The organism is Burkholderia metallica (genome assembly GCF_001718555.1).
In the GTDB taxonomy this organism is placed as follows: Bacteria; Pseudomonadota; Gammaproteobacteria; order Burkholderiales; family Burkholderiaceae; genus Burkholderia; species Burkholderia metallica.
The window spans coordinates 734362-747737 of record NZ_CP013401.1 but is presented as its reverse complement, the minus strand read 5'-3'; the positions used below and the strand labels follow the sequence as shown (position 1 = coordinate 747737).

The 13376-nt window shown below is 67.5% G+C and carries 11 protein-coding genes; 3 read left to right on the top strand and 8 right to left on the bottom strand.

Translation table 11 applies throughout. The features are described 5' to 3' along the window. Positions 1–2: 2 nt before the first annotated feature. The 4 genes from dnaJ to grpE all read right to left on the bottom strand — a co-directional run bounded on the left by dnaJ (position 3) and on the right by grpE (position 4503). Complete coding sequence (dnaJ, locus tag WJ16_RS03375) at positions 3–1139, bottom strand: molecular chaperone DnaJ (RefSeq protein WP_069255841.1); 1137 nt, start codon at positions 1137–1139, stop codon at positions 3–5. A gap of 255 nt (positions 1140–1394) precedes the next feature. Next, positions 1395–3347, bottom strand: coding sequence for a molecular chaperone DnaK (dnaK, locus tag WJ16_RS03370; protein WP_069255840.1), 1953 nt, complete (start codon positions 3345–3347; stop codon positions 1395–1397). 147 nt (positions 3348–3494) lie between these two features. Further along, the gene (locus tag WJ16_RS03365; RefSeq protein ID WP_069255839.1) at positions 3495–3947 is read right to left on the bottom strand and encodes a thioredoxin family protein; all 453 of its coding nucleotides are present in this window, start codon (positions 3945–3947) and stop codon (positions 3495–3497) included. Between the two features lie 10 nt (positions 3948–3957). After that, positions 3958–4503 (bottom strand): nucleotide exchange factor GrpE, encoded by a 546-nt coding sequence (gene grpE, locus WJ16_RS03360; protein WP_069255838.1) that lies wholly within the window; start codon positions 4501–4503, stop codon positions 3958–3960. Positions 4504–4857: 354 nt separating this feature from the next. Between grpE and WJ16_RS35205 the strand changes: the two genes are divergently transcribed. Further along, on the top strand, positions 4858–5019 hold the full coding sequence (locus WJ16_RS35205; RefSeq protein ID WP_006476841.1) for a hypothetical protein: 162 nt from the start codon (positions 4858–4860) through the stop codon (positions 5017–5019). Here WJ16_RS35205 and WJ16_RS03355 read toward each other — a convergent pair. The 3 genes from WJ16_RS03355 to hrcA all read right to left on the bottom strand — a co-directional run bounded on the left by WJ16_RS03355 (position 4991) and on the right by hrcA (position 7699). Then, entirely contained in the window at positions 4991–5398 is a 408-nt protein-coding gene (locus WJ16_RS03355) for an RNA-binding S4 domain-containing protein (protein WP_069255837.1), read from the bottom strand. The two genes, WJ16_RS35205 and WJ16_RS03355, sit on opposite strands and share 29 nt — an antisense overlap. Positions 5399–5464: 66 nt before the next feature. Beyond that, on the bottom strand, positions 5465–6529 hold the full coding sequence (hemH, locus tag WJ16_RS03350) for a ferrochelatase (protein WP_069255836.1): 1065 nt from the start codon (positions 6527–6529) through the stop codon (positions 5465–5467). 147 nt (positions 6530–6676) lie between these two features. Next, positions 6677–7699: a heat-inducible transcriptional repressor HrcA gene (gene hrcA / locus WJ16_RS03345; RefSeq protein ID WP_069255835.1), complete on the bottom strand. Its 1023-nt coding sequence runs from the start codon at positions 7697–7699 to the stop codon at positions 6677–6679. 131 nt (positions 7700–7830) lie between these two features. On the opposite strand from hrcA, the gene WJ16_RS03340 reads away from it, so the two are divergent. Continuing rightward, a complete protein-coding gene (locus tag WJ16_RS03340) occupies positions 7831–8733 on the top strand; it encodes an NAD kinase (protein ID WP_069255834.1) in 903 nt (300 codons plus the stop codon). 19 nt (positions 8734–8752) lie between these two features. After that, a complete protein-coding gene (gene recN, locus WJ16_RS03335) occupies positions 8753–10402 on the top strand; it encodes a DNA repair protein RecN (RefSeq protein ID WP_069255833.1) in 1650 nt (549 codons plus the stop codon). Positions 10403–10520: 118 nt separating this feature from the next. Here the strand turns inward: recN and glnE are convergent, their stop codons facing one another. Continuing rightward, on the bottom strand, positions 10521–13322 hold the full coding sequence (glnE, locus tag WJ16_RS03330) for a bifunctional [glutamate--ammonia ligase]-adenylyl-L-tyrosine phosphorylase/[glutamate--ammonia-ligase] adenylyltransferase (RefSeq protein WP_069257940.1): 2802 nt from the start codon (positions 13320–13322) through the stop codon (positions 10521–10523). Positions 13323–13376 lie beyond the last annotated feature (54 nt).

The following is a 13376-nucleotide window of genomic DNA, read 5'->3' as shown; positions in this document are numbered from 1 at the left end:
TGTTACTCGAAGAAGCTCTTCACCCGGTCGAACCAGCTCTTGCTCTGCGGGCTGTGACGCGCGCCGCCCTCCGCCAGCGACTTCTCGAACTGCTTGAGCAGGTCGCGCTGCTGGTCGGTGAGTTTCACCGGCGTTTCGACCTGCACGTGTACGTACAGATCGCCCGCGATGCTCGAACGCAGCCCCTTGATGCCCTTGCCGCGCAGACGGAACGTCTTGCCCGACTGCGTGCCTTCCGGCACCGGGAACGACGCACGGCCGGCCAGCGTCGGCACCTCGATCTCGCCGCCGAGTGCGGCGGTCGTGAACGGGATCGGCATCTGGCAGTGGAGATCGTCGCCGTCGCGCTCGAACACCGAGTGCGGCTTGATGTGGATCTCGACGTACAGGTCGCCCGGCGGCCCGCCGTTGATGCCCGGCTCGCCGTTGCCGGCCGAGCGGATGCGCATCCCGTCGTCTATGCCGGCCGGGATCTTCACTTCGAGCGTCTTGGTTTCCTTCACCTTGCCCGACCCGTGGCAATGCACGCACGGCTCGGGGATGTAGGTGCCCGTGCCGTGGCACTTCGGGCAGGTCTGCTGGATGCTGAAGAAGCCCTGCGACATGCGCACCGTGCCCTGGCCGTGACAGGTCGGGCAGGTTTCCGGCTTCGTGCCCGGCTTCGCGCCCGATCCGTGACAGACTTCGCACGATACCCAGCTCGGCACGCGGATCTGCGTGTCGTAGCCGTGCGCGGCCTGCTCGAGCGTGATTTCCATGCTGTAGCGCAGGTCGGCGCCGCGATACACCTGCGGGCCGCCGCGGCCGCCGCGCGCGGCACCGCCCGCGGCCTGGCCGAAGATGTCGCCGAAGATGTCGCCGAATGCATCCGCGAAGCCGCCGAAGCCCTGTGCGCCCGCACCGCCCATGTTCGGATCGACGCCCGCATGCCCGTACTGGTCGTACGCAGCCCGCTTCTGGCCATCCGACAGCATTTCATAGGCTTCCTTCGCCTCCTTGAAATGCTCTTCCGCATCCTTGCTGTCCGGATTGCGGTCAGGGTGATACTTCATCGCAAGCTTGCGATATGCCTTCTTGATTTCGTCGTCGCTCGCATTCTTCGCGACGCCCAGAACCTCGTAGTAATCCCGTTTCGCCATATCGATTCACTGTGCCGCCACGCATCGCGCACGCGGCGGCTCCTTTCGCCTGCAGTAAAGTCTCTCGACTCGTCTGGCGCTGCGCCGTCCGCGGACGGCTCGCGCAGCACCCGCCAAAAAACAAATGTGCCCGGAGGGCCGCAAAGCCCGCCAGGCGTGGAGTCGATCCGGCCATCCGGAAGGAAAGACAGACCGCTTGTCAGCCGCGCCGCGCGCGTTTTGCGCGCGCGGCGTACGGTGCCATTGCAACCCGGCTTAGTCCTTCTTCACTTCCTTGAACTCGGCGTCGACGACGTCGTCGGCAGCCTGTTGCGCACCGCCCGCATGGGCCGCGCCTTCCGCTGCACCGGCCGCGCCGGCCGCACCCGCCTGCTGAGCCTGCATGTCGGCGTACATCTTCTCGCCGAGCTTCTGCGACACCTTGCCGAGCTCCTCGACCTTCGCGTCGATCGCAGCCTTGTCGGACGACGTGTCCTTCAGCGCGTCCTCGAGCGACTTCAGCGCCGCTTCGATCGCTTCCTTCTCGCCCGCGTCCAGCTTGTCGCCGTACTCGGTCAGCGCCTTCTTCGTGCTGTGGACCAGCGCGTCGCCCTGGTTGCGCGAATCGGCCAGCTCGCGCAGCTTGTGGTCTTCCGCTGCATTCGCTTCCGCGTCCTTGATCATCTGGTCGATTTCAGCCTCGGACAGACCCGAGTTCGCCTTGATCGTGATCTTGTTTTCCTTGCCGGTCGCCTTGTCCTTCGCGCCGACGTGCAGGATGCCGTTCGCGTCGATGTCGAAGGTCACTTCGATCTGCGGCACGCCGCGCGGTGCCGGCGGGATGCCTTCGAGGTTGAACTCGCCGAGCAGCTTGTTGCCCGCTGCCATTTCGCGTTCGCCCTGGAACACCTTGATCGTCACGGCGCCCTGGTTGTCGTCGGCCGTCGAGTACACCTGAGCGTGCTTCGTCGGGATCGTCGTGTTCTTGTTGATCATCTTCGTCATCACGCCGCCGAGCGTCTCGATACCGAGCGACAGCGGGGTCACGTCGAGCAGCAGCACGTCCTTGCGGTCGCCCGACAGCACCTGGCCCTGGATCGCCGCGCCGACTGCGACGGCTTCGTCCGGGTTCACGTCACGGCGCGGATCCTTGCCGAAGAACTCCTTCACCTTCTCCATGACCTTCGGCATGCGGGTCTGGCCGCCGACCAGGATCACGTCGTCGATGTCCGACACCTTGACGCCTGCGTCCTTGATCGCGATGCGGCACGGTTCGATCGTGCGCTCGACGAGGTCTTCCACCAGCGCTTCCAGCTTCGCGCGGGTGATCTTCAGGTTCAAGTGCTTCGGGCCCGACGCGTCCGCCGTGATGTACGGCAGGTTGATTTCGGTCTGCTGGCCCGACGACAGCTCGATCTTCGCCTTTTCAGCGGCTTCCTTCAGGCGTTGCAGCGCGAGCACGTCCTTCGACAGGTCGACGCCCTGCTCCTTCTTGAACTCGCCGATGATGTAATCGATGATGCGCTGGTCGAAGTCTTCGCCGCCAAGGAACGTGTCGCCGTTGGTCGACAGCACTTCGAACTGCATTTCGCCGTCGACGTCCGCGATCTCGATGATCGACACGTCGAACGTACCGCCGCCGAGGTCATACACGGCGATCTTGCGGTCGCCCTTCTCGGCCTTGTCGAGGCCGAACGCGAGCGCGGCCGCGGTCGGCTCGTTGATGATCCGCTTGACTTCGAGGCCCGCGATGCGGCCGGCGTCCTTGGTCGCCTGGCGCTGGCTGTCGTTGAAGTACGCCGGCACCGTGATCACGGCTTCCGTGACCGGCTCGCCGAGGTAGTCTTCGGCCGTCTTCTTCATCTTGCGCAGCACTTCGGCCGACACCTGCGGCGGCGCGAGCTTTTCGCCGTGCGCTTCGACCCATGCATCGCCGTTGTCGGCCTTGATGATGCTGTACGGCATCAGGCCGATGTCCTTCTGGACTTCCTTCTCTTCGAAGCGGCGGCCGATCAGGCGCTTCACCGCGAACAGCGTGTTCTTCGGGTTCGTCACCGACTGACGCTTGGCCGGCGCGCCGACGAGCACTTCGTTGTCGTCCATGTACGCGATGATCGACGGCGTGGTGCGGGCGCCTTCCGAGTTCTCGATGACCTTGACCTGGTTGCCTTCCATGATGGCGACGCACGAGTTCGTGGTGCCGAGGTCAATACCGATGATCTTTCCCATTTTTTCCTAATCTCCAGAAATGCTTGTTTGCTGCGCAAAAACCCGCGTTTTGGGGCGGCTTTGCGCGCCAGAATTCAACTCTGTTCCCGAAATGCGTCCGGCCGGTCCGTTTTCAAGACCCGACGAGCGATGCGGATATTAAATTTTTCAATCGCTGCCGGCTAGCGGATCGCCGCCCGGCGAATCGCCGCCCGACGCGACGATTTTCGCGCGTGCCGCCGATACGGCTGCCTGGAACTGCGCGAGGCCATGCCAGCCCGTCGCGCGACCGAGCCGCTTGCCGCGATGGAAGAAGAACCACGCCGGCACACCGTGCAGCCCGAAGCGGCGCCCCAGCTGATGGTTTTCGTACACGTTGCAATGGAACCACTTCAGGCCCAGTGCGCGGATCGCATCGGGCTGCGCGAGCATCGCCTTCTTCGCGACCTCGCAGTTGAAGCAGTCGACGCCCCAGAAGAACACCACCGCGAGCGCATCGCCAGCGCCGTCGATCGCCGCGTCGAACGTGCCGGCGTCCAGCGCCTGCATGTCGAACGCGCCCCAGAAGGTGACTTCCTTCGGAGCATCGAACGCGGCCGGATCGACGCCGGCGGGCAGCATCGCGACGGCCTTACTTCGGCTGGGCGACGGTGACGAGCGCCGGGCGCAGCACGCGGTCGGCGATCATGTAGCCCTTTTGCAGCACCGTGACGACGGTGTTCGGCTCCTGCTCGGCCGGCACCATCGAAATCGCCTGGTGCTGGTGCGGATCGAACTTCTCGCCGACCGGGTTCAGCGCGACGACGCGGCCCTTCTCGAGCGCGCTCGTGAGCTGGCGCAGCGTCAGCTCGACGCCTTCGCGCACCTTCGCGATGTCGCCGGACGTATCGTTGACGGCCGCTTCCAGACTGTCCAGCACGGGCAGCAGATGCTCCGCGAAGCTCTCGATCGCGAACTTGTGCGCCTTCGAGACGTCGTCCTGCGCACGGCGGCGGACGTTCTCGGTCTCGGCCTTCGCCCGCAGGAAGCTTTCCTGCAGCTCGGCGACCTTGGCCTGAGCCTCCGCGAGCGCCGCGTCGGCTGCTTCGGCGGCGGGGGCAGCGCCTTGCGCCGCCTGCTTCTCGCTGCCGATATCTTCGGCCGATTGGGTAGCCGGGTTCTCTTGCGTGTTTTCCATGTCGCTGAAAGTCGATTAGAGGTTGAAGCCAAATCGGCAACCGCCGAGCCATATACCCGGCGGCACCGCACATTGCTGGTGCAAATAAGGGTGAAAACGACGATTTCAAGGGGGTTATTCGCCGACATTCGCCATTGCCGCGAAACAACCGCGCGCGGCACCGGTGCATTGCCCGCATAGTCCGCCGCAGGGGCGAAACAGGCGGTAACAACGCTTACCTGGCAAGTACTAGCTTGACACAGGCCCGCTGCACTACACTCCATCCAGACGTCGGAAAAGCGTGTTTACCCCTAGCTGACCGTCGCCTGACATCCACCTGGCGCCGTTTTCACCCTTCTTTCGAGGGGGAGTACCGTGAAACTGACCTTTGCGATATCGGTGGTCGCGCTGGTACTCATTGCCGGCACCACCACCATCTGCCTGTCTGGAGCCGTTACCGACCGCACGACCGAATACGGGAGCGCGCGGGCGACGTTCGACCAGATGTTCAGCTCCCACCAGAAAATCTGTCGATGATGCGCCGGTCGCGCTTCGTCGGCCGGCCGTGCAATTCGGCCGCCGGCTCGCGATACGTGCGGCGGCGCTCCAGTTCGGCGAGCCGCGCGGCCCGCCCCGCTCCCGTTTCCTCGTAAAGCGTCTGCGCGACGCTCGCCGGCCCGCGCACGTCGCACACGCCAAGCACGGCAATGTGCCAGACGATGCCGTCAATCGCAATCTCGACCTCGTCGCCCACCCGCACGTCCTTGGCCGGCTTGACCGCCGCGCCGCCGATCTTCACGTGTCCCTTGTCGACCGCCTCGGTCGCGAGCGAACGCGTCTTGAAGAACCGGGCTGCCCACAGCCATTTGTCGATGCGCAGCTTCGCGCCCGGATCGGTCGAAATCTTGTAGTTCATGTCAGTCTCCGCCGGGCCGCCTCAAGAGGGCTGACCGCCCGAAGAGCGCGCAAGGATCGTTTCATCTCAACTCACCGTTTCGGGCTGCACGGCCTTGACCGGCCAGCCCTGCAGATTCTCGGCGACGATCTCGCCGAGCGCGCCGATCCAGGCGGGCGCGCCGTTCAGGCACGGAATGCGGTGGAACGCCTTGCCGCCGCCGGCGAGGAACTCGTCGCGCACTTCCATGCCGATCTCCTCGATCGTCTCCAGGCAGTCGGCCGTGAAACCGGGACAGAACACGTCGGCCCGCCGCACACCGGCCTCGCCGAACTCGCGCAGCGTGGGCGCGGTATAGGGCTGCAGCCATTCGGCCTTGCCGAAGCGCGACTGAAACGTCACGCGGCATTCGGTCGTCGACAGCCCGAGCGCGGCCATCAGCAGCGCGCCCGTCTGCTGGCACTGGTCGTGGTAGGGGTCGCCGAGGTCGAGCGTGCGCTTCGGCACGCCGTGAAAGCTCAGCACGAGCTTGTCGCCGGCAGCGAAGTCGGGCCGGCCATGCTGCGCCCAGTACTGGCGCACCTGCTCGGCCAGCGCGTGGATATAGGCCGGATGGTCGGCGTAGTGCCGCACCGTGCGCACCTCCGGCTGGTTGCGCATGCGCGCGAGCGCGTTGAATGCGGCGTCGAATGCGGTGGCCGTGGTCGACGCCGAGTATTGCGGATACATCGGCATCAGCAGCACGCGCTCGACGCCCGCGCGCTTGAACTGCGCGAGTGCGTGCGAAATGTTCGGACTGCCGTAGCGCATCGCGTAGTCGACCGTCACGTGATAGCCGTTCGACGTGAGCAGGTGGCGCACGCTGTCGGTCTGGCGCTCGGTGTACACGCGCAGCGGCGAGCCCTCGGGCATCCAGACGGCCGCGTATTTCTTCGCGGACGCACGGCCGCGCAGCGGCAGGATCAACGTGCGCAGCAGCACCTGCCAGACGGCCTGCGGAATCTCGACGACGCGCGGATCCGACAGGAATTCAGCCAGATAGCGGCGCACCGCGCGTGGCGTCGGAGCGTCGGGCGTGCCGAGATTGATCAGCAGCACACCGGTGCGATGGGCGGCCGCGGTGCTCGAAGGCGGCTCAAGATCGAAACGCATGGGCAAGAACGTGCTCGAGGCACGGGACCGGACGGCTCTCAATTATAGCGGGCCGCCTCGCGGCGGTCGGCTGGCCGTTCGGCCGACTGTCGGGATGCACGCCGCCGCGGCACGATGGCGGTGCGGGATCGGGCTGGCGGCGGCAGGCTACTGCTGGCTCAGCGTGAGCGACAGCAGGCGCGCGGTGATGTCGACGATCGGTATCACGCGGTTGTACGCCATGCGGGTCGGGCCGATCACGCCGAGCGTGCCGACGATCTGCCCGTTCACCTCGTAAGGCGCGGTCACGACACTCATTTCCTCGATCGGCACGAGCGTCGATTCACCGCCGATGAAAATCTGCACGCCCTGGGCGTGGCTCGACACGTCGAGCAGTTGCAGGAAGCCCGTCTTTTGGTCGAATACGTCGAACAGCTTGCGCAGCCGCGCCATGTCGGAAGAGAGATCCGCCACCTCGAGCAGGTTGCGTTCGCCGGAAATCAGCACGGTGTCCTCGGTGTCGGGCACCTCGGTGCTAGCCGTCACGGCCGCGTGCATCAGCGCGGTCATGTCGCCGCGCAACTGGTCGATCTCGTCGCGCAGGCGGCGGCGCACCTCGTCGAACGACAGTCCGGCGAAATGCGCGTTGATGTAATTGGACGCTTCGGTCAGTTGCGACGGCGAGTAGTCGCGCGGCGTCGCGAGCATCCGGTTCTGCACGTCGCCCTCGGGCGTGACGATGATCAGCAGGATACGCTTGTCCGACAACCGCATGAACTCGATCTGCTTGAACACGTGGCTGCGGCGCGGCGTCAGTACGACGCCCGCGAACTGCGACAGGTTCGACAGCACGCTCGCGGCAGCCGCCACGACGCGCTGCTGCGGCTCGCCGGCCTGCAGCGTGTTCTGCACCTGCCGCGCGACGGCCTCGGCGTCGATCGGCGCCTCGACCGTCAGCATCGTGTCGACGAACAGCCGGTAGCCGCGCGGCGTCGGCACGCGGCCGGCCGACGTGTGCGGGCTCGATACGAGGCCGAGCTCCTCCAGGTCGGACATCACGTTGCGGATCGTCGCCGGGCTCAGCTCGAGCCCGGAGTAACGGGACAACGTGCGCGATCCGACTGGCTGACCGTCGGCGATATACCGTTCGATCAGGGTTTTCAGGAGGGTTCGTGCGCGAGGATCTAGCATGGTGGAAAATTCTAGCGCAACCGCGCGGGCGCGGCGAGTGGCGTCGGCAACCATTGCGCGGGCCGGCCCGATCCGGCCCCGCCCGCGCACAGCCGGTTCTTTTCGTCAACGAGCTATGGTGTAATGCCGGCATGAAAACCGGTAATCAGTTCAACACTGTCGCGCTCGTCGGCCGGAGCAACACGCCCAACATCGCCGAGCCGCTCGCCACGCTGGCCGCCTGCATCGCCAAACGGGGCTTCGAGGTCGTCTTCGAAGCCGAGACCGCGCGCGAGATCGGCATCGACGGCTACCCGGCGCTGACCCCGGCCGAAATCGGGGCGCGCGCCGACGTGGCGGTCGTGCTGGGCGGCGACGGCACGATGCTCGGCATCGGCCGCCAGCTCGCGCCGTACAAGACACCGCTGATCGGGATCAACCACGGGCGGCTCGGCTTCATCACCGATATCGCGGCGGCCGACATGCAGGCGCTCGTGCCGGTGATCCTGTCGGGCAAGTTCGAGCGCGAGGAGCGCTCGCTGCTCGAGGCCCGGATCATGCGCGACGGCGAACCGATCTACCATGCGCTCGCGTTCAACGACGTCGTCGTGAACCGCAGCGGCTTCTCCGGCATGGTCGAGCTGCGCGCGTCGGTCGACGGCCGGTACATGTACAACCAGCGTTCGGACGGCCTGATCGTCGCCACGCCCACCGGTTCGACCGCGTATGCGCTGTCGTCCGCCGGCCCGATCCTCCATCCGCAGCTGCAGGGCGTCGTGCTCGTGCCGATTGCGCCGCACGCGCTGTCGAACCGGCCGATCGTGCTGCCCGACGATTCGAAAATCGCGATCCAGATCGTCGGCGGGCGCGACGTCAACGTGAACTTCGACATGCAGTCGTTCACCGCGCTCGAACTGAACGACACGATCGAGGTGCGCCGCTCGAAGCACACGGTGCCGTTCCTGCACCCGATCGGCTACAGCTACTATGCAACGCTGCGCAAGAAGCTGCACTGGAACGAACACGCCTCGAACGAAGACGACAAGGCGTCCTGACGCCGCTCCGCCCGACATCATGCTCCGCCACCTCTCGATCCGCGACTTCGTCATCGTCGCCGCGCTCGATCTCGAATTCGACAGCGGCTTTTCCGTCTTTTCCGGCGAGACCGGTGCCGGAAAATCGATCCTGATCGACGCCCTCGCCCTCGCGCTCGGCGAGCGTGCCGACGCGAGCGTCGTGCGCACCGGCTGCAGCCGCGCCGACATCACCGCCGAATTCACGCCGCACGACCGCGTCGCGCGCTGGCTCGACGAGCATGCGTTCGACGCCGAGGACACCGTGATGCTGCGCCGCGTGATCGACGCGAACGGCCGGTCGCGCGCGTTCATCAACGGCACCAGCGCGACGCTCGCGCAACTGCGCGAACTCGGCGAAATGCTCGTCGACATCCACGGCCAGCATGCGCACCAGCTGCTGATGCGGCCCGACGCGCAGCGCGAGCTGTTCGACACGCACGCGGGGCTCGTCGCCGACGCGGCGAACGTCGCACGCGCATGGCGCGTGTGGCGCGACGCGACGCAGGCGATCGACGCCGCGAAGGCGCACGAGCGCGAACTGCAGCTCGAACGCGAAAAGCTCGCATGGCAGCTCGCCGAGCTCGACAAGCTCGCGCCGCAGGCCGGCGAATGGGACGAAGTCAGCAACGAGCACAAGCGCCTGTCGCATTCGGCGAACCTGATCGAAGGCGTGCGCGGTGCGCTCAACGCGCTCTCCGAGTCCGACGACGCGATGCTCGCGCAGCTCGGCACGATCGTGTCGAAGCTGCGCAGCCTCGCCGACTACGACGCGGCGCTCGGCGACGCGCTCGCGTCGCTCGAACCGGCCGAAATCCAGTTGCAGGAAGCCGTCTATTCGCTGTCGCACTATGTGCAGCGCATCGATCTCGATCCGGAACGGCTCGCGCAGGTCGAAACGCGGCTCGACGCGCTGCACTCGACCGCCCGCAAGTTCCGGCTGCCGCCCGACACGCTGCACGAAGAACACGCGGCACGCCGCGCGCAGCTCGCCGCGCTCGACGCGGCCGCCGATCTCGGCGCGCTCGAGGCGGTGCAGGCCAAGGCGCGGGAAGCCTACCTCGCCGACGCCAGACATCTGTCCAAGGCACGCACGCAAGCCGCCAAGGCGCTCGGCACGGCCGTCACGGCCGGCATGCAGGAGCTGTCGATGGCGGGCGGCAGTTTCGAAGTCGCGCTCGTGCCGCTCGCCGACGGCGGCCCGCACGGGCTCGAGCAGGTCGAGTTCCGCGTGGCCGGGCACCCGGGCGTCCCGCTGCGGCCGCTCGCGAAGGTCGCATCGGGCGGCGAACTCGCGCGGATCAGCCTCGCGCTCGCGGTGATCGCGAGCGCGGCCAGCCCGACGCCGACGCTGATCTTCGACGAAGTCGATACGGGAATCGGCGGCGGCGTCGCCGAAGTGGTCGGCCGCCTGCTGCACCAGCTCGGGCGCGATCGCCAGGTGCTGTGCGTGACGCACCTGCCGCAAGTCGCTGCACGCGGCGACCACCACTTCCAGGTCGCGAAAGGCGCCGACGATCGCGGCGGCACGGTGTCGACGGTCGTCGCGCTCGACCGGGCCAACCGGATCGAGGAAGTCGCGCGAATGCTCGGCGGGCTCGAAATCACGGCCACGACGCGCAAGCACGCGAAGGAAATGCTCGCGGCCTGACGCCGGCCATCCGTTGATCCGTTGATCGAACGCGAAAAGACCGGCGCACGCGCCGGTCTTTTTCCGAGCACGGCGGCACGATCGCGTCCGCCCTGCCCCACCAGATCGAACGGCCGTTTCAACTCTCCGTTTCAACCGAGCCGAACACGCGCGTCCACAGCGCCGTCACGGCCGCCCGCTCGTCGGCCACCACGGCCGGATCGACCCGCGCCTTCTCCATCCCGTCGAGCCGCAGCTTGTGCTGCAGTTTCCGGTACGTACGGTAGGCGGCGCCGACGCGCTCGGCCTCGTCCTCGCCCATCAGCCCGAAGCGCGCGACCTCGCGCAAGAGCGCGATATTGCCCGTGTTGCGGATCAGCTCGGCGTCGCTCGACGCGTGCAGCAGCACCCAGTACTGGACGATGAATTCGATGTCGACCATCCCGCCGCGGTCGTGCTTCAGGTCGAACAGCTCGGTCTGGTTCGGGTGGCCGGCAAACACCTTGCCGCGCATGTCGACGATTTCCTTCGCGAGCACGGCGCCGTCGCGCGGGGTCGTCAGCACCTGCTGGCGGATCGCCTCGAAATCCGCGCCGATCTGCGCGTCGCCCGCGCTGTAGCGGGCGCGGGTCAGCGCCTGGTGCTCCCAGACCCACGCGGTGTTCGCGGCGTCGCCCTCGCGCAGCTGGTAGCGGCGGAACGCGTCGAGATCGGTGACGAGCAGCCCCGCTTCGCCATTCGGCCGCAGCCGCAGGTCGATGTCGAACAGCGCGCCGGCCCCGGTCGCGGTGGTGAGCCACGTGATCAGGCGCCGCGTGAAGGTCGTGTAGACGTCCGCCGAGCGCTCGTCGGCGTCGTCGTACAGAAAGATCAGGTCGAGATCGGATGCGTAGCCGAGCTCCTTGCCGCCCAGCTTGCCGTACGCGATCACCGCGAACTTCGGCACGTCGCGATGGCGCTTCGCGAGCTGCGACCAGACGACCTCGATCGTCACGTCGAGCACCGCGTCGGCCAGCTCGGACAACCGGTCGCTCACGTGCTCGACCGACAGTTGCCCGGCCAGATCGATCAGCAGGATTCGGAACACCTCCGCGTGCTGCGCGTGCCGCAGCAGGTCCATCTGCTGCTCGGGGCCGTCGGCCGCGGCGAGGCGCGCGCGCAGCGCGTCCTTGAACGCCGGCCAGTCGAACGGGCTGGCGATCGCCTCGTCGTCGAGCAGCTCGTCGAGCAGTTGCGGGTGGCGGATCAGGTAGCCGCCGCCCCAGCGCGTCGCCCCGAGCACCGACAGCACGCGGTCGAGCGCGGCCGGGTATTCGGTCAGCAGCGCGAGATAGACCCCGCGCCGGCTGACCGTCTCGAGCAGGTCGAACAGGCGCACGATCGTGTCGTCGCGGCGCGCGGCGTCGATCTTCGGCGCGGCGTCGAGCGCCCGCTGCGCGACGCTGTCGAAGCGCTGCCGGCTCTTTTCCGGCAGGCCCGTGTAGCGCGAGGACTGCCAGATCGCGCGCAACCGCGCGAGCACGGCTGCCGGATCGGTAAAGCCGAGGCCGTCGAGGCGCGCGACCAGCGCGTCGTCCTCGCCGTCGTCGGCCAGCGCGCCGCTCCAGATCCATGCGGCCGCCGTGTCGTCACCGGCCGCGCAGGGCATGCCGCTCGCCTTGTCGGCAAAAATCTGGTCGAACTGCGCCTCGACGAACGTGCGGTGGCCGTCCAGCACCGTCATCAGCGCCGCATAGTCGGCAAAACCGAGCGACGCGGCCAGCGCCGCGCGTTCGCCGGGCTCGACCGGCATCGCATGCGTCTGCGCGTCGTCGCGGTACTGCAGCCGGTGCTCGAGCGTGCGCAGGAAGTTGTACGCGTCGGTCAGGCGGGCGCGCACATCGTCGCCGATCAGCCCGCGCGCCTGCGCATGGCGCAGCACCACGAGCGTCGGCCGCACGCGGAATTCCGCATCCTGGCCGCCGCGGATCAGCTGGAACACCTGCGCGCTGAACTCGATCTCGCGAATGCCGCCGCGCCCGAGCTTGATGTCGTCGGCCTTGTCGGGCCGCATCGACGCCCGGCGCGCGGCTTCGTGACGAATCTGCTGGTGCAGCGAACGAATCGCGCCGATCACGCCGAAATCGAGATAGCGCCGGTACACGAACGGCTTGACGATCGATTCGAGCTGCGACGCCAGCCGCTGCGCCGCGTCGCTGTCGCCTTCCGACACGAGCCTGCCCTTGATCCACGCGTAGCGCTCCCACTCGCGCCCCTGCACGTAGAAATACTCTTCGAGCATCCCGAGGCTGCAGACGAGCGGCCCCGAATCGCCGTTCGGGCGCAGCCGCATGTCGACGCGAAACACGTAGCCGTCGGCGGTGACCTCCGACAGCACGCCGATCAGGCGCCGGCCGAGCCGCGTGAAGTATTCCTGCGTGGACAGCGGCGAACGCGTGCCGCCGGTCGTCTCGCCGTCGTCCTCGTAGACGAAGATCAGGTCGATGTCCGACGACACGTTCAACTCGCGGCCGCCGAGCTTGCCCATCCCGACCACGCCGAGCACGACGCGCTGGCCGTCGGCGCCGCGCGGCTCGCCGTACAGCGCCTCGAGTTCGGCCGACAGCAGCGCGAGCGAGCGCTGCACGGCCACTTCGGCGAGATCGGTCATCGCGCCCGTCACCTCGGCGACGTCCGCGAGCCCGCGCAGGTCGCGCTCCGCCACGGCGCCGAATGCCTCGGCCCGCAGTTGCCGCAGCGCGCGCTTCAGTTGCTCCTCGGTCGGCGCGGCCGTGCCGGCCGGCGTCGCGAGCAGCTCGGTCAGGCGCGCGTCGAGCTGCGCGCGACCGAGCGGCGCGGCGGCCCACGCGGCGACCTGGTCGGCCAGCGCGGGTCGCGCGGCCGCCGCGCGGGCCAGGTAACGGGAATAGGACGTGCAGATCAGGGCGGAAGCGTCGGTCATCGAGAAGCGGGCCTGGCGGAAAGGCCGGCCGGCACCGGAAGCGCATGCGCGCCC